This is a genomic window from Streptomyces sp. NPDC001914 (assembly GCF_042891215.1).
Taxonomy (GTDB): domain Bacteria; phylum Actinomycetota; class Actinomycetes; order Streptomycetales; family Streptomycetaceae; genus Streptomyces.
The window spans coordinates 407,325-429,269 of the sequence record NZ_JBIASW010000002.1 but is presented as its reverse complement, the minus strand read 5'-3'; the positions used below and the strand labels follow the sequence as shown (position 1 = coordinate 429,269).

General features: G+C 72.9%; 18 protein-coding genes. 7 read left to right on the top strand and 11 right to left on the bottom strand.

Translation table 11 applies throughout. The features are described 5' to 3' along the window. The first annotated feature begins 207 nt into the window (after window positions 1–207). Window positions 208–1,557, top strand: a complete 1,350-nt coding sequence (locus ACFYYF_RS06915) for an FAD-binding protein (RefSeq protein ID WP_388772186.1) — start codon at window positions 208–210, stop codon at window positions 1,555–1,557. A 144-nt stretch (window positions 1,558–1,701) separates the two neighbouring features. Next, window positions 1,702–2,457 carry a decaprenylphospho-beta-D-erythro-pentofuranosid-2-ulose 2-reductase gene (locus tag ACFYYF_RS06910; RefSeq protein ID WP_388772184.1) on the top strand — a complete coding sequence of 252 codons (756 nt, stop codon included), beginning with the start codon at window positions 1,702–1,704 and terminating at the stop codon, window positions 2,455–2,457. Window positions 2,458–2,520: 63 nt separating this feature from the next. Here the strand turns inward: ACFYYF_RS06910 and ACFYYF_RS06905 are convergent, their stop codons facing one another. Next, window positions 2,521–3,102 (bottom strand): 2'-5' RNA ligase family protein, encoded by a 582-nt coding sequence (locus ACFYYF_RS06905; RefSeq protein ID WP_361676401.1) that lies wholly within the window; start codon window positions 3,100–3,102, stop codon window positions 2,521–2,523. A gap of 228 nt (window positions 3,103–3,330) precedes the next feature. Beyond that, complete coding sequence (trpS, locus tag ACFYYF_RS06900; protein WP_388772181.1) at window positions 3,331–4,344, bottom strand: tryptophan--tRNA ligase; 1,014 nt, start codon at window positions 4,342–4,344, stop codon at window positions 3,331–3,333. Between the two features lie 388 nt (window positions 4,345–4,732). Between trpS and ACFYYF_RS06895 the strand changes: the two genes are divergently transcribed. After that, window positions 4,733–5,476 carry a hypothetical protein gene (locus tag ACFYYF_RS06895; RefSeq protein WP_388772179.1) on the top strand — a complete coding sequence of 248 codons (744 nt, stop codon included), beginning with the start codon at window positions 4,733–4,735 and terminating at the stop codon, window positions 5,474–5,476. Window positions 5,477–5,536: 60 nt separating this feature from the next. Here the strand turns inward: ACFYYF_RS06895 and ACFYYF_RS06890 are convergent, their stop codons facing one another. Beyond that, complete coding sequence (locus tag ACFYYF_RS06890) at window positions 5,537–6,982, bottom strand: glycine hydroxymethyltransferase (RefSeq protein WP_361676410.1); 1,446 nt, start codon at window positions 6,980–6,982, stop codon at window positions 5,537–5,539. 333 nt (window positions 6,983–7,315) lie between these two features. Here ACFYYF_RS06890 and rocD point away from each other — a divergent pair, with 333 nt between their 5' ends. Continuing rightward, window positions 7,316–8,530, top strand: coding sequence for an ornithine--oxo-acid transaminase (gene rocD, locus ACFYYF_RS06885; RefSeq protein ID WP_388772959.1), 1,215 nt, complete (start codon window positions 7,316–7,318; stop codon window positions 8,528–8,530). An 86-nt stretch (window positions 8,531–8,616) separates the two neighbouring features. Here the strand turns inward: rocD and ACFYYF_RS06880 are convergent, their stop codons facing one another. Beyond that, a complete protein-coding gene (locus ACFYYF_RS06880) occupies window positions 8,617–9,801 on the bottom strand; it encodes a glutathionylspermidine synthase family protein (protein ID WP_361676412.1) in 1,185 nt (394 codons plus the stop codon). Between the two features lie 73 nt (window positions 9,802–9,874). Then, window positions 9,875–10,219, bottom strand: a complete 345-nt coding sequence (locus ACFYYF_RS06875) for a hypothetical protein (RefSeq protein ID WP_361676415.1) — start codon at window positions 10,217–10,219, stop codon at window positions 9,875–9,877. A 132-nt stretch (window positions 10,220–10,351) separates the two neighbouring features. On the opposite strand from ACFYYF_RS06875, the gene ACFYYF_RS06870 reads away from it, so the two are divergent. After that, entirely contained in the window at window positions 10,352–11,206 is an 855-nt protein-coding gene (locus tag ACFYYF_RS06870; RefSeq protein WP_365480947.1) for a hypothetical protein, read from the top strand. Between the two features lie 4 nt (window positions 11,207–11,210). Here the strand turns inward: ACFYYF_RS06870 and ACFYYF_RS06865 are convergent, their stop codons facing one another. Further along, window positions 11,211–12,602, bottom strand: coding sequence for a PLP-dependent aminotransferase family protein (locus tag ACFYYF_RS06865; protein WP_388772176.1), 1,392 nt, complete (start codon window positions 12,600–12,602; stop codon window positions 11,211–11,213). A 47-nt stretch (window positions 12,603–12,649) separates the two neighbouring features. Here ACFYYF_RS06865 and ACFYYF_RS06860 point away from each other — a divergent pair, with 47 nt between their 5' ends. Next, complete coding sequence (locus tag ACFYYF_RS06860; protein ID WP_388772174.1) at window positions 12,650–13,213, top strand: carboxymuconolactone decarboxylase family protein; 564 nt, start codon at window positions 12,650–12,652, stop codon at window positions 13,211–13,213. Next, window positions 13,210–13,962 carry an isocitrate lyase/phosphoenolpyruvate mutase family protein gene (locus ACFYYF_RS06855; protein ID WP_388772172.1) on the top strand — a complete coding sequence of 251 codons (753 nt, stop codon included), beginning with the start codon at window positions 13,210–13,212 and terminating at the stop codon, window positions 13,960–13,962. Before ACFYYF_RS06860 ends, ACFYYF_RS06855 begins: the two co-directional genes overlap by 4 nt. Window positions 13,963–14,191: 229 nt before the next feature. On the opposite strand, the gene ACFYYF_RS06850 is transcribed toward ACFYYF_RS06855, so the two are convergent. The 5 genes from ACFYYF_RS06850 to ACFYYF_RS06830 form a co-directional block, all read right to left on the bottom strand. Next, window positions 14,192–15,151, bottom strand: coding sequence for an ABC transporter substrate-binding protein (locus tag ACFYYF_RS06850; RefSeq protein WP_388772169.1), 960 nt, complete (start codon window positions 15,149–15,151; stop codon window positions 14,192–14,194). A gap of 1 nt (window position 15,152) precedes the next feature. Beyond that, window positions 15,153–17,102, bottom strand: coding sequence for an ABC transporter permease (locus tag ACFYYF_RS06845; protein WP_388772166.1), 1,950 nt, complete (start codon window positions 17,100–17,102; stop codon window positions 15,153–15,155). Continuing rightward, a complete protein-coding gene (locus tag ACFYYF_RS06840) occupies window positions 17,102–18,370 on the bottom strand; it encodes a glycine betaine/L-proline ABC transporter ATP-binding protein (RefSeq protein WP_388772164.1) in 1,269 nt (422 codons plus the stop codon). Before ACFYYF_RS06840 ends, ACFYYF_RS06845 begins: the two co-directional genes overlap by 1 nt. Further along, the gene (locus tag ACFYYF_RS06835; RefSeq protein ID WP_388772162.1) at window positions 18,367–19,899 is read right to left on the bottom strand and encodes a GMC family oxidoreductase; all 1,533 of its coding nucleotides are present in this window, start codon (window positions 19,897–19,899) and stop codon (window positions 18,367–18,369) included. Before ACFYYF_RS06835 ends, ACFYYF_RS06840 begins: the two co-directional genes overlap by 4 nt. Before the next feature lie 331 nt (window positions 19,900–20,230). After that, window positions 20,231–21,742: an aldehyde dehydrogenase family protein gene (locus tag ACFYYF_RS06830; protein WP_388772159.1), complete on the bottom strand. Its 1,512-nt coding sequence runs from the start codon at window positions 21,740–21,742 to the stop codon at window positions 20,231–20,233. Between the last annotated feature and the right edge of the window lie 203 nt (window positions 21,743–21,945).

Here is a 21,945-nt window from a genome sequence, read left to right as displayed (position 1 = left end):
TCCGGTGGACGGTCCGTGCCGTCAAGCCGCCGATCCGTCTCGTCACGGTCGTCAAGGTCGTCCATGTGAGGCCACTCTTCTAGGGAGCCGCCACAGAACTACGGCAATCTCGGACGACATCCCATTAATCACCCATTTCGGTGAGGAGCCGGGAGCGCTGGGTAGATTGCCCCGATGCGCACCCCCGGCGGCGCTACGGTCACGGTCATGCCTGCCGACTCCGTCTCCGTCACGGGTTGGGGCCGCACCGCCCCGACCACCGCCCGACTGGTGCGTCCGCGCACCTACGGGGAGGCGGCGGCCGCCGTCCGGGAGTGCGGGGCGCGGGGCGGGATCGCCCGGGGGCTCGGACGGGCCTACGGGGACGCCGCGCAGAACGCGGGCGGGGCGGTGCTCGACATGACGGGCCTGGACCGGATCCACGCCATCGACGCGGGCGGCGGCACGGTCCTGTGCGACGCGGGGGTGTCCCTGCACCGCCTCATGGAGGTCCTGCTCCCCCTCGGCTGGTTCGTACCGGTGACTCCGGGGACCCGCTACGTGACCGTGGGCGGCGCGATCGGCGCGGACATCCACGGCAAGAACCATCACGTGTCGGGCTCCTTCGCCCGGCACGTCCTGTCCTTCGAGCTGCTGACGGCGGACGGCGAGATCAGGACGGTCGGGCGCGGCACCCCTCTGTTCGACGCCACGGCGGGCGGCATGGGCCTGACCGGCGTGATCCTGACGGCGACCGTCCGTCTCCAGCCGGTCGAGAGCGCCCTGATGTCCGTCGACACCGAACGCGCGGTGGACCTGGACGACCTGATGGCCCGTCTCACCGCCACCGACCACCGCTACCGCTACTCGGTGGCGTGGATCGACCTCCTCGCCCGTGGGTCCGGCACCGGGCGCGCGGTCCTGACCCGCGGCGATCACGCGCCGCTGGACGCGCTGCCCCCGCGGGCGCGCAGACACCCGCTGGCGTTCCGCCCCTCGCGTCTGCCGGCGGCCCCCGCCTTCGTACCCGAAGGGCTCCTCGGGCGGACGACGGTCGGCCTGTTCAACGAACTCTGGTACCGCAAGGCCCCCCGCGCGCGGACCGGCGAACTCCAGCCGATCCCGGCCTTCTTCCATCCCCTCGACGGGGTGCCGCACTGGAACCGCGTCTACGGGCGCGGCGGCTTCGTGCAGTACCAGTTCGTCGTCGGACACGGCCGGGAGGAGACCCTGCGCCGGATCGTGCGGCGCATCTCCGAACGCCGCTGCCCGTCCTTCCTCGCCGTCCTGAAACGCTTCGGCGAGGGCGATCCGGGCTGGCTGTCCTTCCCCGTGCCAGGCTGGACCCTGGCCCTGGACATCCCGGCGGGCCTGCCCGGCCTCGGCGCCTTCCTCGACGAGCTGGACGAGGAGGTGGCGGGAGCCGGAGGGCGCGTCTACCTCGCCAAGGACGCGCGGCTGCGGCCCGAACTGCTGGACGCCATGTACCCGCGGCTCGGCGCGTTCCGGTCGCTGCGCCGGGAGCTGGACCCGCGGGGCGTCTTCACCTCGGACCTGTCCCGCCGCCTCGGCCTGTAGAGCCCCGCGGAGCGCCCCGCGTCGGTCCCGGTCCCGGACCCAAGCCCCACCCCGTCACCGGCCCCCGCCTCACCCCGCCACCGGCCCGCGGAGCGCCCGTTCCCGCACGCCCCTCCGGTTCCCCGTCTCTAGGAGCTAGCTGTCATGAAGGACGCCTTCGGAACCCCCCAGTCCCTGCTGGTCCTCGGCGGCACGTCCGAGATCGCGCTGGCCACCGCGCGCCGGATGATCGCCCGGCGCACCCGCACGGTGTGGCTCGCCGGACGGCCGACGCCCGCCCTGGAGGAGGCGGCCGGGCGGCTGCGAGGGCTCGGCGCGGAGGTCCGCACCCTCGCCTTCGACGCCCTGGATCCCGAGTCCCACGAGGCCGTGCTCGGCAAGGTGTTCGCCGAGGGTGACATCGACATGGTGCTGATGGCGTTCGGGGTGCTCGGCGACCAGGCCCTGGACGAGAAGGAGCCGGTCGCGGCGGTCCGGGTCGCGCAGACGAACTACACGGGCGCGGTGTCCTCGGGCCTGGTGTGCGCGCGGGCGCTGCAGACGCAGGGACACGGCTCGCTGGTGGTGCTGTCCTCGGTCGCGGGCGAACGCGCGCGCCGCTCGAACTTCATCTACGGCTCCAGCAAGGCGGGCCTGGACGCCTTCGCGCAGGGCCTGGGCGACGCCCTGCACGGCACCGGCGCGCACGTCATGGTCGTACGCCCCGGATTCGTCCGTACGCGGATGACGGCGCATCTGCCCGAGGTCCCGCTGTCGACCACTCCCGAGGCGGTGGCCGCGGCGATCGAACTGGGGCTGCGGCGCCGCTCCGAGACGGTGTGGGTGCCGGGGGCGCTCCGGATGGTCATGTCGGCGCTGCGGCACACGCCCCGGGCGGTGTTCAGGCGGCTGCCGGTCTGAGACGCCGCGCCCGCCGGGGCCGCCGAGCCCCGGCGGAATCCTCTAGAGCGCCGACAGGGACCTCTAGAGCGCCGGCAGGGTGGTGTCCCGCTCGGGCGACGTGGCCTGCGGGGGCACCACGGCGCCGCCGAAGGCGAACTCGCGGAGCTTGCGCCACACACCGTCGCCGCCCTGCTCGTAGAGCGCGAATCCGGTGCAGGGCCACGCGGCCTCGTAGTCGGACAGCGCCTCGAAGGCGAGGTCCATGGCCGCGTCGTCGATGCCGTGCGCCACGGTGACGTGCGGGTGGTACGGGAACTGCAGCTCACGGGCGCAGGGGCCCGAGACGTCCCGGACCTGCTTCTGGAGCCAGGTGCAGGCCTCTGCGCCCTCGGCGAGCGCGACGTACACGACCGGGGACAGCGGACGGAAGGTGCCCGTGCCGGACAGCCGCATCGGGAACGGGCGCCCGGCGGCCGCGACCTCGACGAGGTGCGCCTCGATCGCGGGCAGCGCCGACTCCTCGACCTCGGTCGGCGGCAGCAGGGTGACGTGCGTGGGAATGCAGCAAGCCGCGGGGTCGCCGAAGCCCGCGCGCCGCTCCTGGAGCAGGCTGCCGTGAGGCTCCGGGACCGCGATCGACACGCCGATCGTTACGGTCCCCACGTCGTCTCCTGTCGTTGTCGATGGTCAGGGCTGTTCGGTGGTGCTGCGCGTGGGAGGGGCGATCGCTCGGCCCGCCCCGCATCCGACTGTACGGCGGTATGACCCGCAATCGGCCGTCGTAGGAGTGTCGCGCTCGTCTCGTACTGACTGCCGAAGGTGGTGTGGTAGGGGCTGAGCGCCGTCGCGGGGCCGGGGCAACGGCCCCGCCGACGGCGGCGGCCCCGGCCGTCAGTGCTTGGCGGGCAGGAATCCGACCCGCTCGTACGCCTGGGACAGCGTCTCCGCGGCCACGGCGCGCGCCTTCTCGGCGCCCTTGGCCAGGATCGAGTCGAGCGTCTCGGGGTCGTCCAGATACTGCTGGGTGCGCTCCCGGAACGGCGTCACGAAGTCGACCATGACCTCGGCGAGGTCCGTCTTGAGCGCGCCGTACATCTTGCCCTCGTACTCCTGCTCCAGCGCGGCGATCGACGTGCCGGTGAGGGTGGAGTAGATGGTGAGGAGGTTGCTGACGCCCGGCTTCTCCTGAGCGTCGTACCGGATGACGGTGTCCGTGTCGGTGACGGCGCTCTTGACCTTCTTGGCGGTCACCTTCGGGTCGTCGAGCAGGTTGATGAGCCCCTTCGGCGTCGACGCCGACTTGCTCATCTTGATCGACGGGTCCTGGAGATCGAAGATCTTCGCCGTCTCCTTGAGGATGTACGGCTTCGGGATCCTGAACGTCTCGCCGAAGCGGCCGTTGAAGCGCTCCGCGAGGTCGCGGGTCAGCTCGATGTGCTGGCGCTGGTCCTCGCCGACCGGGACCTCGTGGGCCTGGTAGAGCAGGATGTCCGCGACCTGGAGGACCGGGTACGTGAAGAGGCCGACGCTCGCGCGGTCGGCGCCCTGCTTGGCGGACTTGTCCTTGAACTGGGTCATGCGGGAGGCCTCGCCGAAGCCGGTGAGGCAGTTCATGACCCAGGCGAGCTGGGCGTGCTCGGGGACGTGGCTCTGGACGAAGAGCGTGCAGCGCTCGGGGTCGAGACCGGCGGCGAGCAGCTGCGCGGCGGCGAGCCGGGTGTTGGACCGCAGGTCCGCGGGGTCCTGCGGAATCGTGATCGCGTGCAGGTCGACGACCATGTAGAACGCGTCGTGGGACTCCTGGAGGGCCACCCACTGACGGACGGCGCCGAGGTAGTTGCCGAGGTGGAACGAGCCCGCCGTGGGCTGGATTCCGGAGAGCACGCGAGGACTGTCAGAGGCCATGTTCACCATTCTCTCAGGTACCGGGGCCCGCTCCGGAACTGGCCGGAAAGTGAGTGGACCGGGTCGGGCCGGCGCCGCGACGCACGGAAGCGCGCCCTCGGAACCTCCACACCATCGACACAGACGGTGACCATTTCGCTCACCTGAGCGGCTTTCGAACACGCACCGTCAGGCAAGTGCAACGGTGAGGTGACATTCCGCCGGGAGGGGGTGCTTTCGGCGTCACCGGCGCTTGAGAATGCCGGTCCGCCCAGGTAGCCGGTTTCGGCAGGGCGGAGCGCTGCTCGGACGTCGCCGTCGAGGGGAACCCCCGGCGGGTCCGTCGGCGCACCCGGAAATCGGCACAACGGCGTGCGGGTCGGCTCAGCGCCGGCCGGTTGGGGGTTCCATGCGCGGGCTGCGCGAACTGGTCACGGTGGTGGGCGCGTCGGTGGCGGCCGCCGCGGTGGTGGTGTCGGCGGCACCCGCCGCCCTGGCCGGCCCCTCGGCGAACACGCCGATGGTCGCGTCGGCGGTCCGGGAGAGCGCGGAGTCCGCCGCGCAGGCCTCCTCGGGCGACAGCCCGGACATCGTCCTGACCGTCGCCGGTGACACGGGACGGACGACCACCCTGCACAGCGGCGATCCGGATTTCGGACGGCTGTGGCGGCTGCTGTCCCCCCGGTACACGGGGCCGAAGAAGACGCCCGACGAGTGGGCGGACGGCCACCTTCCCCTTCCCGAGGTCACGGTGATCTGGGGAGTCACGGGTCCCGGAGGTGACGTCGCCATCGAGCGCCAGGACCAGGTGTTCCTCACCGCGGACGGCGAGCCGTGGGTGCGGTCGGACCTGGCTCCCGACCTGGTGGGCGGCGACTTCCGCTGGCACCGGGCGCCGCTCTCGGTGCTCGACCAGCTCAGGCAGGAGAAGAGACTGTTCGGCTCCGGGCCCGCCGCCTCCGCCGTGCTGGTGGAGCCGGACCCGGCGGCCTGGGCGGTGCCCGGACTCGCGGCGGGCGTCGCCCTCGGCGCCGGCGCCACGTGGTTCGTCCGCCGCGCGAAGGTCCGGCTGGCGAACGCCGGGAACGCCGGGAGTACCGGGAACGCCGAGCCGCTGCCGGAGCCGCGCAAGGAACTGGTCGAGGTCGGATGACCGTCCGATGACCGTCCGGGGCCGGACGGATCCGGCCCCGGCGCGGTGTGGCGCGGAGGGTCAGCCGAGGTCGATCTCCGGGTAGAGCGGGAAGCCGGTGAGCAGGTCGCTCGCGCGGTGGGCGATCTCGTCGGAGATCTTCGTGTCGAGCACGTGCTGCGCCTTGGACGGCGCGCCCTTGGCGGTGGTGCCCGCCTCCGCCGCGGTCAGGACGCGGTCGATGAGACCGGCGATCTCGTCCATCTCGGTGGCACCGAGGCCGCGGGTGGTCAGCGCCGGGGTGCCGATGCGGATACCGGAGGTGTACCAGGCGCCGTTCGGGTCGGCGGGGATGGCGTTGCGGTTGGTGACGATGCCCGAGTCGAGCAGCGCGGACTCGGCCTGGCGGCCCGTCAGGCCGTAGGAGCCGGCGACGTCGATGAGGTTGAGGTGGTTGTCGGTGCCGCCGGTGACCAGGGTGGCGCCCCGGCGCATCAGCCCCTCGGCGAGGGCACGGGAGTTGTCGACGACGGCCTGCGCGTAGTCGCGGAACTCGGGGCGGCGTGCCTCGGCGAGCGCGACGGCCTTGGCGGCCATGACGTGCGGCAGCGGGCCGCCGAGGACCATCGGGCAGCCGCGGTCGACCTGCTCGGCGAGGGTCTCGTCGCACAGGACCATGCCGCCGCGCGGGCCGCGGAGCGACTTGTGCGTGGTGGTGGTGACGATCTGGGCGTGCGGGACCGGGTCGAAGTCGCCGGTGAGGACCTTGCCCGCGACCAGGCCGGCGAAGTGCGCCATGTCGACCATGAGGGTGGCGCCGACCTCGTCGGCGATCTCCCGCATGATCCGGAAGTTCACCAGGCGGGGGTAGGCGGAGTACCCGGCGACGATGATGAGCGGCTTGAACTCGCGGGCGGAGACGCGCAGGGCCTCGTAGTCGATGAGACCGGTGGCGGGGTCCGTGCCGTACGAGCGCTGGTCGAACATCTTGCCCGAGATGTTCGGGCGGAAGCCGTGCGTGAGGTGGCCGCCGGCGTCCAGGGACATGCCGAGCATCCGCTGGTTGCCGAAGGCCTGGCGCAGTTCGGCCCAGTCGGCCTCGGTGAGGTCGTTGACGTTGCGCACGCCGGCCTTGGCGAGCGCCGGGGCCTCCACGCGGGCGGCGAGGACGGCCCAGAAGGCGACGAGGTTGGCGTCGATGCCGGAGTGCGGCTGGGCGTAGGCGTGTTCGGCGCCGAACAGTTCGCGGGCGTGCTCGGCGGCGAGGGCCTCGACGGTGTCGACGTTGCGGCAGCCGGCGTAGAAGCGGCGGCCGACGGTGCCCTCGGCGTACTTGTCGCTGAACCAGTTGCCCATGGCCAGGAGGGTGGCCGGGGAGGCGTAGTTCTCGGACGCGATCAGCTTCAGCATGTCGCGCTGGTCGGCGACTTCCTGGCCGATGGCGTCGGCGACGCGGGGCTCCACGGCCCGGATCACGTCGAGGGCGCTGCGGAAGGCGGTGGACTCGGTGGAAAGGGGCTCTGGCATGACGGCCTCCGGACGTTGCTTTCAGCGTTCACGGGTCGGCCCAGGCGCACGGCACTCGGTTGCCGCGACGTCCCGCCCGGACGATCCGGGCTCCTCGGGACGGCCTGCCGCTCCGTCCGGAGGTCCGGGATCGCCCCGGGAAAGCCTCAGCGCGGGTGCCGCTCCCCGATGGTCGGTCCCATCCCAGCGCGCCAGTCACGGCCCCGTCCGTCAGCCTACCGGGCGCGCCGGATCAGCGGGGTCCACGGTCCACCATGCGAGCGACGATAGGAAAGGGGCCACAAGCCCGCCCCCGCGTGCCGCCCGACCGAGAACGGAGATCCCGTGACCACCATGGATGCCAGGGAGACGACGGAGGCGTTCATCGCCTCGGCCGAAGCGCACAGCGCGCACAACTACCACCCGCTGCCGGTCGTCGTGGCGACGGCGGACGGGGCGTGGATGACGGACGTCGAGGGGCGCCGCTTCCTCGACATGCTGGCCGGGTACTCGGCGCTGAACTTCGGCCACGGCAACCGGCGGCTGATCGAGGCGGCCAAGGCGCAGATGGACCGGGTGACGCTGACCTCGCGGGCGTTCCACCACGACCGGTTCGCGGACTTCTGCCGGGAGCTGGCCGCGCTGTGCGGCATGGAGATGGTGCTGCCGATGAACACCGGCGCCGAGGCGGTGGAGACGGCGGTGAAGACGGCCCGGAAGTGGGGGTACCGGGTCAAGGGCGTCCCGGCCGAGATGGCGAAGATCGTGGTCGCGGGCAACAACTTCCACGGGCGTACGACGACGGTCATCAGCTTCTCGACGGACCCGGAGGCCCGGGCGGACTTCGGCCCGTACACGCCGGGATTCGAGATCGTGCCGTACGGGGACCTGACGGCCCTGCGGGCGGCGGTCACGGAGAACACGGTGGCCGTGCTGCTGGAGCCGATCCAGGGCGAGGCGGGGGTGCTGGTGCCGCCGGCCGGTTATCTGCCGGCTGTGCGGGAGCTGACGCGGGAGCGGAACGTGCTGTTCGTCGCGGACGAGATCCAGTCGGGGCTGGGGCGGACCGGCCGTACGTTCGCGTGCGAGCACGAGGGTGTCGTGCCGGACATGTACGTCCTCGGGAAGGCGCTCGGCGGCGGGGTGGTGCCGGTGTCCGCGGTGGTGTCGAGCGCGGAGGTGCTGGGGGTGTTCCGGCCCGGGGAGCACGGCTCGACCTTCGGCGGGAACCCGCTGGCCTGCGCGGTCGCGCTGGAGGTGATCGCGATGCTGCGGTCGGGCGAGTACCAGGAGCGGGCGGCCCGGCTCGGCGAGCGGCTGCACCGGGAACTGGGCCTGTTGAAGGAATCCGGTCATGTCACGGCGGTGCGCGGGCGCGGTCTGTGGGCGGGCGTCGACATCGCCCCCGCGTACGGCACGGGCCGGGAGATCTCGGAGCGGCTGATGGAGCGGGGCGTCCTGGTCAAGGACACCCACGGCGTGACCGTCCGGATCGCCCCGCCGCTGGTCATCGGCGAGGAGGACCTGGACTGGGGTCTGGCCCAGCTCCGGGCCGTGCTCGGCGCGTAGGCGCCCCGGCCCGGGAGGACCGCGCGGGACCCGGGCCCCGGACGGCCCGCGAGGGGACCCGGGCCCCGGACGGCCTGCGCGCGGGTCTAGAGGATCACGTGGGGCAGGAAGCGGGCGTACTCGTCCGTGATCGGGCCCGAGGACTCCCGGATGCCGAGGCCCGCCGACTCGTCCTCGACGACCCAGGCGCCGAGGACGACCCGGTTGCCGTCGAAGGAGGGGAGCGGCGCCAGCTCCTGGTAGCAGCAGGCCTCTTCGCGTACGACGGGCGCGGCGCCGGCTTCGTGGATCGTGACCCCGGCGCCCTCGCGGCCGAGCAGGGGCTTGGCGACGTAGCCGTTCGTGGCGGCCAGTTCGCGGGGGCCGTCGAGGTAGGCGGGCAGCAGGTTCGGGTGGCCCGGGTAGAGCTCCCAGAGGACCGCGAGGAGCGCCTTGTTGGACAGGAGCATCTTCCAGGCGGGTTCGATCCACAGGGTCGTACCGGTGCCGCCGCCGTTGTCGAGGGTGTCCAGGACGTGGCCGGCGAACGCGTCGGTGGTGAGCCACTCCCAGGGATAGAGCTTGAAGCAGCTGCGGATGAACGCGAGCCGGTTGTCGACGAAGCGGCCGGAGAGGGGGTCCCAGCCGATCTCCTCCATGGAGATCCAGTCCGTGTCGAGTCCGGCCTGCTCCGCGGTCTCCTTCAGGTAGGCGACCGTCATCAGGTCCTCGCCGAGTTCGTCCTCGGCGGAGTGCGCGAAGTAGAGCGGGCCGCCCGGCGGGAGGAGGGCGCCCTGCTTCTTCCAGGCCGCGACGAGGCGTTCGTGGAGGGAGTTCCACTGGTCGGCGCCGGGGAAGCGGTCCTCCATCCAGAACCACTGCGGGCTCGCGGCCTCCACCAGCGAGGTCGGTGTGTCGGCGTTGTACTCCAGGAGTTTCGCCGGGCCCGTCCCGTCGTACCGGAGGTCGAAGCGGCCGTAGACCGAGGGGAGTTCGGCGCGCCGGTGCCACGCCTCGGCGACGGCGGCCGCGACCCGCGGGTCGTCGATGCCGAGGTCGGCGAAGCGTCCCCGCTCGACGATGTGCCCGGCCGCGGTCAGGCACATGGCGTGCAGTTCCTCGACGACCTCCTCCAGCGCCTCCACCTCGGGCAGCGAGAAGACGTAGTGCGCGCTCTCGTCCCAGTAGGGGCGCAGGGAGTCGTCGGGATGGCGGGTGAGCGGGTAGATCAGTCCCTGCCGCTCGACGGTCTGCTGCCAGCCGGGACGGGGGGTGATGGTGCGGCGTTCCATGGGGTGCGTGGGTTCTCCGTCTCGGCGGGCGGGTCGGGTGCCGGAGCGCTCGCTCCGGCGGCGGGGCCGCGGGTCAGCCGCCGGAGCTGCCCTTGCCGCCGCCGAAGCCGCCGCGGTGGACGCCGCTGCCGCCCGAACCGCCGGAGCCGCCGGAGCCGCTGGGCCTGACGAAGGAGCCGCCCTCGACCCAGCTGCTCTTCTTGCTGCCGCCGTAGTACCAGCCGGTGTGGTACGAACCCGAGGAGGACGTGCAGTACTTGTCCGCGACGACCTCGTAGCCCTTGGCCGCGTTGTAGCTGTCGCGGTCGACGCAGCGCTTGTCGGGGTCCGAGGAGCAGGCGGTGAGCGTCGCCGCGAGGAGCCCCATGCCGCCGAGGACGACCGTGCCCGAGCGGAGTTGCCGTCGTACGTCCGCCATGTCCGTTCCCCCGTTTGTTCGCCGTGGTTCGTTCTTCGACCGAAGAGGACAGATTAGAGATCCCGTACACGGAGGGTTCACGACAGCCCCCCGTAACGCGCCGTCCCCTACAGTCGCTTCGTGCTCTTTGGAATGATCTGCGCCCTTGGTGCCTCGGTCTGTTTCGGTACGGCGACGGTTCTGCAGGCGATGGCCGCGCGGGCCGCGGGCGAGGGCGGGACCGGCGGCGGAGCCGGCGGCGCGGCCGTCCTGCTGCTGCGGGCGCTGCGGCAGTGGCGCTATCTGGCGGGGCTCGGCCTCGACGGGGTCGGGTTCGTGCTGCAGATCCTCGCGCTGCGGTCCCTTCCGATCTACGCGGTCGGCGCGGCCCTCGCGGCGAGCCTGGCCGTCACCGCGGTGGTCGCCTCGTGGCTGCTGCGTGTGCGACTGAGCCGGACCGAGTGGGGCGCGGTGGCGGTGGTGTGCGGCGGACTCGCGATGCTGGGGCTCGCCTCCGGTCCCGAGGGGGACCGGGCGGGGTCCCTGGCGCTGAAGTACGCGATGCTCGGGACGTCCGTGGCCGTCCTGGTGCTGGCGCTCGTCGGCGGACGGCTGCCCGACCGCGGGCGGGCGCTCGCGCTGGGCCTCGGGTCGGGGTTCGGGTTCGGGGTGGTCGAGGTGGCGGTACGGCTGATCGCCGACCTCGATCCGGGGACGCTGCTGGCCAATCCGGCGACGTACGCGCTGCTCATCGGCGGCGGCGCCGCGTTCCTGCTGCTCACCACGGCCCTGGAACGGGGTTCGGTGACGACGGCCACCGCCGGTCTCGTCATCGGGGAGACCATCGGGCCCGCGCTGGTGGGCGTGGTGTGGCTGGGCGACCGTACCCGCGAGGGACTGTCCTGGCTGGCGGTGCTCGGTTTCGCGGTGGCGGTGGCCGGAGCCCTGGTGCTGGCACGGTTCGGCGAGGCGCCGGCCGCGGAACCGGCCGCGCCGGCACCGTCGTGAACCGTCAGGGAAGCGCCCGGCACAGTGCCTCCAGGGCGCCGGACCAGGCATGGTCCGGCGGGGTGCCGTAACCGACGACCAGCGCGTCCTGGTGCGGGACGAGCGCGTCCGGGTGGCGGTGGTGGGACAGGCCGTGGACGGCCAGGCCCTGGAACGCGGCGGCCTGGACCACGGACCGCTCGGTGCCGGGCGGGAGGCGGAGCACGGCGTGCAGCCCGGCCGCGATGCCGGTGGCGTGCACGTCGGGGGCACGGGTGGCGAGCGCCGCGACGAGAGCGTCCCGGCGGCGCCGGTAGCGCAGCCGGGCGGAGCGGACGTGCCGGTCGTAGGCGCCGGAGGTGATGAACTCCGCGAGCGTGAGCTGGTCCAGGACCCCGGTGGACCAGCCGCCCTCCCCCTTCAGGGAGACCACCTCGTCCACGAGCGACGGCGGCAGGACCAGCCAGCCGAGGCGCAGCGCGGGGGCCAGGGACTTGCTGGCGGTGCCCAGATGGACCACGTGCTCGGGGTCGAGGCCCTGCAACGCGCCGACGGGCTGCCGGTCGTAGCGGAACTCGCCGTCGTAGTCGTCGTCCAGGACGAGCCCGCCGGTGCGGCGCGCCCAGGCGACGACGGCGGCCCGGCGGTCCGGATGCAGGGGCACGCCCATCGGGAACTGGTGGGCGGGGGTGAGGAGTACGGCCCGTACGCCCGTCATGTCGCGGGTGTCGGTGCCGAGTTCGTCGAAGGGCAGCGGGACCGTGCGCAGGCCCGACCGGTGCAGGAGCGCCCAGTGCACGTCGAGCCCGTACGACTCGACGGCGACCGAGCGGAGCCCCCGCCCGCGCAGGATCGCGCCGAGCAGCGTGAGGCCGTCGGAGAAGCCGGAGCAGATCACGATGCGCTCCGGGTCCGCGCGGACGCCCCGGGCGCGGGAGAGATAGCCCGCGAGGGCGGTGCGCAGTTCGGGGCGGCCGCGCGGATCGCCGTAGCCGAGGGCCTCGTGCGGGGCGCGGGCCAGGGCGCGGCGGGCGGCCTTGAGCCAGGCGGCGCGCGGGAAGGACGCTAGGTCGGGGCGGCCGGGGACCAGGTCGTAGGCGGGACCGAGCTGTTCGCGGCGGCGCGGCGCGGCCTGGGGCGCCGGTCGTACGACGCTCCGCTCGGCGACGCGCGTGCCCGAGCCCTGGCGCGCGGTGAGCCAGCCCTCGGCGACGAGGTCGGCGTAGGACTCGGCGACCGTGTTGCGGGCGATGCCGAGGTCGGCGGCGAGGGAACGGGAGGACGGGAGACGGGTCCCGGGAGCCAGCCGGCCGCCGCGCACGGCCTCGCGCAGCGCCTCCGTCAGTCCCTTGCGGATGCCGGACCCGGTCGGCTCGACATGGAGGTCGACACCCAGATTGGCCCATGTTTTCCCCATGCGAATGGACCATACTCCTGGGCTATTCCCTTCGTAGGGTCGATCGCATGACGACGCAGGACACGACCACGCAGCCCACCACGACCCCCGCTGGCTCCTCCCCGGCGTCCGCCCCGCCCGCCGACGGCACCGCGCCGCACGCGCCCGAGCACACGCCCCGGCTGGCCTGGGCCGAGCTCGCGCCCGACGTCTACAAGGCGATGGTCAGGCTCGACGCGGCGGCCCGGCGCGGAGTGGACCCCACGCTCCTGGAGCTGGTGAAGATCCGTGCCTCGCAGCTCAACCACTGCGCGTTCTGTCTGGACATGCACAGCAAGGACGCGCTCGCGGCGGGCGAGAGCGTGGAGCGGATCGTGCAGCTCGGCGCGTGGGAGGAGTCGCGGCACTTCTACACGGAGAGGGAGATCGCGGCGATCGAGCTCACCGAGGCCGTCACGGTGCTGACGGACGGCTTCGTGCCGGACGAGGTGTACGAGCGCGCGGCCCGGCACTTCGAGGACGCCGACCTGGTCCAGCTCATCGCCTCGATCACGATGATCAACGCCTGGAACCGGTTCGGCGTGACCTGCCGCATGGTGCCCGGCCACTACCGGCCGGGCGGCCACAAGTGACGCCCGGGGCGGCCGCGGGCGGGGCGCCCGCGCCGGCGGGCGGTGCCGGGAGGTTCCGGGCACTGCACCACGGACGGGTGCCGGGCGATCCGCTGGTGCTGCCCGGGCCCTGGGACGCGGCGAGCGCCCGGGTGTTCGCGGACCAGGGGTTTCCCGCGCTCGCCACCCCCAGCGCCGGGGTGGCCGCGTCGCTGGGCTACGCGGACGGGGAGACGCCCGCGGCGGAGATGTTCGCCGCCGTCGCGCGGATCGCCCGGGCGGTCGACGTGCCGGTGTCGGCGGACGTCGAGGGCGGCTACGGGCTGGCGCCCGGGGAACTGGTGGAGCGGCTGCTGGAGGCCGGGGCCGTGGGCTGCAACCTGGAGGACTCCGAGGGCGGGGTCCTCAAGGACGCGGCCCGGCACGCCGACTGGCTGGCCGAGGTGCGCGGCGCGGCGGCGGACCAGCTCTTCGTGAACGCCCGGGTCGACGTCTTCGCGTACGGCGACGGCGATCCGGGGCGGGCCATCGAGCGGGCGGCCCTGTATGTCGCGGCGGGGGCGGACTGCGTGTACCCGATCGGGGCCCCGGAGCAGGTGCTGCCGCTGCTGCGGTCCGGAATCCTGGGCCCCCTGAACGTGTTCGCCCGGCTCGACGGGACGTCCCCCGCCGAGCTGGGCGAACTGGGCGCCACCCGCGTCACGTTCGGCCCCGGACTGCAGCGCCGGGCGGCCGAGGCGCTGGGCGACATCGCGGCGAAGCTGCGCTAGGCGGTGGCGTCGGGGGGCGGTCCGGGTCAGGCCCCGACGGCTCGCCGCGCCGCCGATCACGCGGACGGTGTCCCGGGGCCCGTCCCGGGCCACCGCCGACGACCCGTCCCGGGCCACCTCCGACGGCCCGGGACCGGCGACGCAGGGCATCGCCCGAACGCGCGGACCCCCGACCGGCCTCGCGGGGCCCGCACGACCGTGCGGGGTCTCCTTCAGCCGGCCGGCCGGGTCACGACGGCAGCCACGCCCTCCAGGTGGACCGGTGGCGGTCCGCCCACTTCTTCGCCGCCTCCTGGGGCGTCAGCTTGTCGTCGGCGATCATCAAGGAGACCTCGTTCTGGTCCTCGGTGGTCCACTTGAACTTCTTCAGGAAGGCCGCGGCCTTGCCGCCGGTCTTCGCGAAGTCGGCGTTGAGGTACTTCTGCAGCGGCGTGTGCGGATAGGCGCAGGCGACCTTCGCCGCGTCGGCGTCGCAGCCCTCCTTGTAGGCGGGCAGCTTCACCTCCGTCAGCGGGACCTTCTCGAACAGCCACTGCGGGGAGTACCAGTACGTGAGGAAGGGCTTCTTCTCCTTCGCGAACTGCTTCATCTGCGTGATCTGCGCGGCCTCGGAACCGGCGAACACCACCTGGTAGTCCAGCTTCAGGTTGTTCACCAGCGCCTTGTCGTTGGTGACGTACGACGGGGAGCCGTCGAGGAGCTGGCCCTTGCCGCCGCTCTCGGGCGTGCGCAGTTGCTCGGCGTACTTGTTCAGGTTCTTCCAGTCCGTGACGTCGGGATGCTGCTTCGCGAAGTACGTCGGGACGTACCAGCCGATGTGCCCGGTCACACCCAGCTTCCCGCCGGGCGCGATCGTCCCCTTGTCCTGGACGTAGCGCTTCTCCTGGTCGGGGTGGCCCCAGTCCTCCAGGATCGCGTCGACGCGGCCCTGGCTGAGCGCGTCCCAGGCGGGCACCTCGTCGACCTGGACGGTGTCGACGCGATAGCCCAGCTCGTGTTCGAGGAGGTACTGCGCCACCGCCACGTTCGACTGGGCGCCGACCCAGGACTGCACGGACAGGGTGACCGTCTTCGCGCCCCGGGCGTTCGCGAAGGGCGAGGCCTGCTGGGTCATGTCGGCGGCGCCGCAGCCGGTGAGCAGCAGCAGGGCCGAGGCCCCGGCCACCGCGGATGTCGTACGAACGCGCATGTCAGGCTCCCTTCTTCGCGCGGCGCCCGGTCGGCTGGGTCACCCGGTCGAGCATCAGTCCGAGGCAGACGATTGCGGCGCCCGCGACCAGCCCGGTGGCCAGGTCGCCCTGGGCGAGGCCGAAGACGACGTCGTAGCCGAGCGCGCCGCCGCCGACCAGACCGCCGATGATGACCACGGCGAGGACCAGGACGACGCCCTGGTTGACGGCGAGCAGCAGCGCGGGACGGGCCAGCGGAAGCTGGACCTGGCGCAGCTGCTGCCCGGCGGTGGCGCCGAGGGAACGGGCCGACTCCAGTGCGGCCGGGTCGACGGCGCGCAGCCCCTGGGTGGTGATGCGGACCACGGCGGGCAGCGCGTAGACGACCGCGGCGGCGACGGCGGGGGCGCGGCCGACGCCGAACAGCGCGACCACGGGGATGAGGTAGACGAACTGCGGCATGGTCTGGAAGACGTCGAGGACGGGCCGGAGCAGGCGCTCGAACCGTTCGCTGCGGGCGGCCGCGATCCCGGTGGCGAAGCCGATCACGAGGGTCACGGCGACCGCCGCGAGGACCTGGGACAGCGTGTCCAGGGCCGGCTTCCACTCGCCCAGCACGCCGATCGCGGCCATCGCGAGGACGGCGGTCAGGGCGGTGCGCCAGGTGCCGATCAGCCAGGCCAGGGCGGCGACGGTCAGCAGCACGGCCCACCAGGGCAGCCACTGGAGTCCGTCGCGGAGCGGGTCGAGGACCCAGGTGGTGAAGTGGCCCGCCCAGTCGGCGGTGCCGCCGATGTAGGGGACGCCGGAGTAGAGGTGGCCGGTCATCCAGTCGACGGCCGTGTTCACCGGCTCGGCGAGATGCACGGCCCACGCGTCGGGCCACTCCGCCCGGCCCGCGAGACGGCCGGCGAGCGCGACGACGAGGACCGCGGCGGCGGCGAGCGCCACGTACAGCCGGGGAGTGTTCTCGTGGGGCGCTCCGATGCGCTCCCCCGCCGCGGCCGTGACCCGGTCGAGCACGACCGCGAGGAGCACGATCGGGATGCCGGCGGCGAGTGCGGCGCCCACGTCCACGGAGGCGAGGGCCTGGTAGACGCGGTCGCCGAGACCGCCGGCGCCGATCACCGAGGCGATCACGGCCATGGACAGCGCCATCATGATCGTCTGGTTGAGGCCGAGGAGGAGTTCCCTGCGGGCCAGCGGGAGACGGGCGGTGAACAGGCGCTGCCGGGCCGTGGCGCCGAGCGAGGCGACGGCCTCCATGACGCCCGCGTCCGCGTCGCGCAGACCGAGCGCGGTGAGGCGGGCCATGGGCGGGGCGGCGTAGACGACGGTGGCGAGCACGGCCGCGGGCACGCCGATCCCGAAGACCAGCACGACGGGCAGCAGATACGCGAACGCCGGAAGCACCTGCATGGTGTCGAGGACCGGGCGCAGTGCGCGGTGGGTGCGGTCGGAGAGCCCGGCGGCGAGGCCGAGCAGGACACCCAGGACGACCGAGGCGAACACGGCGACCACCATGACCGCCAGCGTCTGCATGGTCGGCACCCACATGCCGAGCAGTCCGCAGACGAGGAAGGCCGCGCCGGTGCCGAGGGCCTGCCGCACTCCGGCGGCCCGCCAGGCCACGAGGGCGCCGAGCGCGGTCACCCCGGCCCAGCCGGCCGCGAGGAGCAGCAGATAGACGGCGCGTACGGACAGCACGACGGCGTTGCTGACGTAGCCGAAGAAGTACAGGAACAGCGGGTGGCTGTCCCGGTTGTCGATGATCCAGTCGCCGGTTCTGCCGAGCGGGCCGGTCAGGTCGACGGTCAGGGCGTGCGGCCAGCTGCCGCCGGACCAGCGGGCGACGGCGAGGGGCACGAACACCGCCGCGAGGACGGCGAGCAGCACGAGTTTGCCGACGGCCGGATGTCCGAGGCGGCCGGGCAGCGCCGTACGGGGTGCGGATGCGGTGACCGCGGCCATCACACCGCCTCCTTCAGCGCGTCCTGCGGGCCGGCGACGACCTGGAGCAGCCGCTGCTGGTCGACGACGCCGAGGCAGCGGCCTTCGTCGACGACGCAGGCGGCGCGGCCGGTGGCGGCGACGGTCTTGATCGCGTCGGCGACCACCGTGCCGGGGGCGAGCGCGCCGGGGTGCTCCGGGCCGCCGCAGTCCCCTGCGCGCATGGCCGTGCGGACCGTCATGACCTGCTCGCGGGGCACGTCCCGGACGAATTCGCGGACGTAGTCGTCGGCCGGGGAGCCGACGATCTCCTCGGGGGTGCCGAGCTGGACGATCCGGCCGTCGCGCATCAGCGCGATGCGGTCGCCGAGGCGCAGGGCCTCGGTCAGGTCGTGGGTGATGAAGACCATCGTGCGGCCCTCCTCGCGGTGCAGCCGGACGACCTCCTCCTGCATGTCCCGCCGGATCATCGGGTCGAGCGCGCTGAACGGCTCGTCGAAGAGCAGGACCTCGGGGTCGACGGCGAGCGCGCGGGCCAGCCCGACGCGCTGCTGCTGACCGCCGGACAGCTCGCCCGGCCTGCGCTGCTCCATGCCTTCCAGCCCGACCTTGGCGACGACCTCGGCGGCCTTCGCCCGGCGTTCCTCGCGCGGGACGCCCTGGATCTCCAGGCCGTAGGCGACGTTGTCGAGGACGGTGCGGTGCGGCAGCAGGCCGAAGTGCTGGAAGACCATGGCGGCGCGGTGGCGGCGCAGTTCGCGCAGCCGGCCCTTGTCCATGGCGAGGACGTCCTCGCCGTCGATCGCGAGGCTGCCCGAGGTGGGTTCGATCAGCCGGGTGAGACAGCGCACCAGGGTGGACTTGCCCGAACCGGACAGGCCCATGACGACGAAGACCTCGCCCTTGCGCACGTCGAAGCCGACATCGCGGACGGCGGCCGTACAGCCGGTGGCGGCGGCCAGTTCGGCGGCGTCGAGGGACGCCAGTCCGGGGTCGCCGGGAACGCGGTCGGCCTTCGGGCCGAACACCTTCCACAGCCCGCGTACGGAGAAGACGGGGTCGGCGGCGGCCGTGGCGCCGTCGGCGCGAGCGGTCGTGTCGGTCTCGACGCGGGTGGTCGTGGCGGCAGGGGCGGTCGGGCCGCCCTCGGCGTTCTCGGCGTGGACGGCCGCGTCGCTCTCGACGCGGGCCGGGTCGGCGCTCGTCTGTATGGCGCTCTCGGCGCCGGTCGGCGCGGCGCTCTCGGCGCCGGTCGGCGTGGCGCTCTCGGCGCCGGTCGGGGTGTTCATCGCGCGTCACCCCCGATCAGCTCGGCGGCCTTCTCGCCGACCATCAGCACTCCCACCATCGGGTTCACGGCGGGCATGGCCGGGAACACGGAGGCGTCGGCGATCCGGATGCCGTCGAGGCCGCGGACGCGCAGTTCGGGGTCCACCACGGCGAGTTCGTCCAGGAGGCCGCCCATCCGGCAGGTGCCCGCCGGGTGGTACACGGTGTGCGCGACCTGGCGTGCGTACGCGCTCAGTTCCTCGTCGCCGGTGACCTCGGGTCCGGGGCACACCTCGCGCTTGAGCCAGCCGGCGAGCGGTTCGGCCGCGGCGATCTCACGGGCGATCCTGATGCCGTCGACGAGGGTTCGGCCGTCGTAGTCGTCCTCGTCCGTGAAGTACCGGAAGTCGAGGGCCGGTTTGACGGTCGGGTCGGGGCTGGTGAGGTAAAGACGGCCGCGGCTGCGCGGCTTGGGGATGTTGGGGGTCATCGAGACGCCGTGCGCGGGCCGTTCGTAGCCGATGCGCTCCGGGTTGTCCGTGAAGGGGATCTGGTAGAAGTGGAACATCAGGTCGGGGCCCGGCTCCGCGGGGTCGCGGCGCACGAACAGGCCCGCGTCGGAGTCCATCGCCGAGTTCTCCGGGATCGGTCCGTTCGTCTCCCAGACGATCACCGACTCGGGGTGGTCGAGCAGGTTCTCGCCGACGCCCGGCAGATCGTGCACGACGGGGATGTCCAGCTCCTCCAGGTCACCGGCGGGCCCGATGCCGGAGTGCAGCAGCAGCCGCGGCGAGTCGACCGCGCCCGCGCACAGCAGGACCTCGTGGCGCGCGCGGACGAGGACCTCCTCGTCGTCCTTCGTGCGGACGTGCACGCCCGTGACGCGCTTCCCGTCCAGTTCGAGCTTGTACGCCCAGGTCTCCAGCAGGAGCGTCAGGTTGGGCCGCTCGTCCATCACGGGGTGCAGATACGCCACCGAGGCGCTCGACCGCTTGTTGTCCTCCGGGTGGTACGCGAGGTCGAAGAAGCCGGCGCCCTCGGTGAACGGCTGCCGGTTGAAGCCCTCGACCAGCGGCACGCCGAGGGCGGACCGCGCGGCGTCCACGAAGTCGCTCGCGATGGCGTTCCGGTCCTTCGCGTCGACCGGGACGATGTTGTTCAGGAGCCGCGTCCAGTACGCCTCCATCGGCTCCGCGCCCCAGCCCTTGGCGCCGGCCGCCTCCCACTCGTCCCAGTCGGACGGCAGCGGCTTGAACGCGATCAGCGTGTTGTGCGACGAGCATCCGCCGAGCACGCGGGCACGGCTGTGCCGGATGTGCGAGTTGCCGCGAGGCTGTTCGGTGGTCGGGTAGTCGTAGTCGAGCTCCCCGCCGAGCAGGCCCATCCAGCGGCGCAGGGTGAGGACGTCGTCGCGTCCCACGTCGCTGGGGCCGCCCTCGATGACGGCGACGCTGACATCCGGGTTCTCGGTGAGGCGGGACGCGATCACGGAGCCCGCCGTGCCGCCGCCGATGACGACGTAGTCGTACGTTTTCTCGTGCTGGGACATGAAGGGGTGCTCCAAGGTGCTGTGAAAGGTGGGGGGACGAGCGCCGGAACCCGACGCACGAGCCCGGCGGACCGGACAACGGACCGATGACCGAAGGCTGTTGGCCGATGGCCACCACAGGCCATGACCGGCTGCCGTTGGCCGATGACGGGCTGCCGTTGGCTGATGACCGGCCGCCGTTGGCTGATGACCGGCCGCCGTGGCTGTTGACCGGCTGCCGTTGACGGCCGAAGTGGGCCGGACTCAGCCCGAGTCAGCCGGAGTCAGTGGGGTCAGTCGGAGTCAGTCGAGGTCAGCCGGAGTCAGTGGGGTCAGTCGGAGTCAGTCGAGGTCAGCCGGCGAACCAACGGACCGGCGCCGGCGCGAGGTTCTGGTAGACGTGCTTGGTCTCGCGGTACTCGGCGAGCCCGGCCGGGCCGAGTTCGCGCCCGACGCCGCTCTTGCCGAAACCGCCCCACTCCGCCTGCGGGAGGTAGGGGTGGAAGTCGTTGATCCAGACGGTGCCGTGGCGCAGCCGCCCCGCGACACGGCGGGCCCGTCCGGCGTCGGCGGTCCAGACGGCGCCCGCGAGGCCGTACTCGGTGTCGTTGGCGAGCGCGACGGCCTCGTCCTCGGTGGTGAACGTCTCCACGGTGAGGACGGGTCCGAAGACCTCCTCGCGGACGACCCGCATCCCGCGGTGGCACCGGTCGAGCACGGTCGGCTCGTAGAAGTAGCCGCCGGCGGGCCGGACTTCGGACGGCTCGGGCCGCTTGCCGCCGGCTCGCAGCACCGCGCCCTCGGCCAGCGCGGAGGCGACGTACTCCTCGGTCCTGGCGCGCTGCTGCGCGGAGACCAGCGGGCCGCACTCGACACCGTCCTCGGTGCCGCGGCCGAGGCGGATCGCGCCCGCCCTGCGGGCGAGTTCGGCGACGAAGCGTTCGCGCAGCGACTCCTCGACGATGAGCCGGGAACCGGCCGAGCACACCTGACCGCTGTGGATGAAGGCGGCGTTGAGGGCCTGGTCGACGGCGGTGTCGAAGCCCTCCTCGGTGGCGCAGGCGTCGGCGAAGACGACGTTGGGGTTCTTGCCGCCGAGTTCGAGCGCGACCTTCTTGACCGTGTCGGCGGCGGCGCGCGCCACCTTCGTCCCGCTGACCAGGCCCCCGGTGAAGGAGACGAGGTCGACGTCGGGATGCTCGGCGAGGCGGGCGCCGACGGTGTGGCCGGGGCCGGTGACGAGCCCCGCGACACCGTCGGGGAGGCCCGCCTCGGCCAGCAGCCGCAGCAGGGCGACGGTCGTCAGCGGGGTGATCTCGCTCGGCTTGACCACGAAGGTGTTGCCGGCGGCGAGGGCCGGGGCGATCTTCCAACTGGCCTGCAGCAGCGGATAGTTCCAGGGCGTGATGAGCGCGCACACGCCGACCGGCTCATGCACGACGACACTGTGGACGTCGGCCGAACCGGCGTCCACCACTCGCCCTCCGCCCTCTCCCACCACGAGGTCGGCGAAGTACCGGAAGGCGTCGGCGACACAGTCGATGTCGACGCGCCCTTCCTCCACCGTCTTGCCGGCGTCCCGGCTTTCGAGCAGGCCGAGTTCCTCGCGGTCACGGGCGAGGAGACCGGCGACGCGGCGCAGCAGGGCCGCGCGCTCGGCGACGGGGGTGTGCGGCCAGGGGCCCTCGTCGAAGGCGCGCCGGGCGGCGGCGATCGCGAGGTCCGCGTCCTTCTCGTCGCCTTCCGCGACCACGGCGAACGGCACGGCATCGGCGGGGTCGAGGATCTCGCGCGTCGCGCCGGAGAGCGCCGCGCGCCACTCGCCGCCCACATGGATGGTCTGTTCTGCCTGCTGTCCTGCCATGGTCGGTGTTGCCTTCCGTTCCCGTTCGATCCCCCTGCGTCACGTGGGTGTCGCCCCCGTGAGCTGTGAGCGCCTGCCCCTCGCCCCCGGCCGCATGCGCGATCCGCCACCGGAAGTGCGCCGGATCACTGAAAAATCGCACGAAAAGGGACAAACAGGGGCGGTGAACGCGCGGAAACCGCCCGCCGACCAGTGACGGTCGT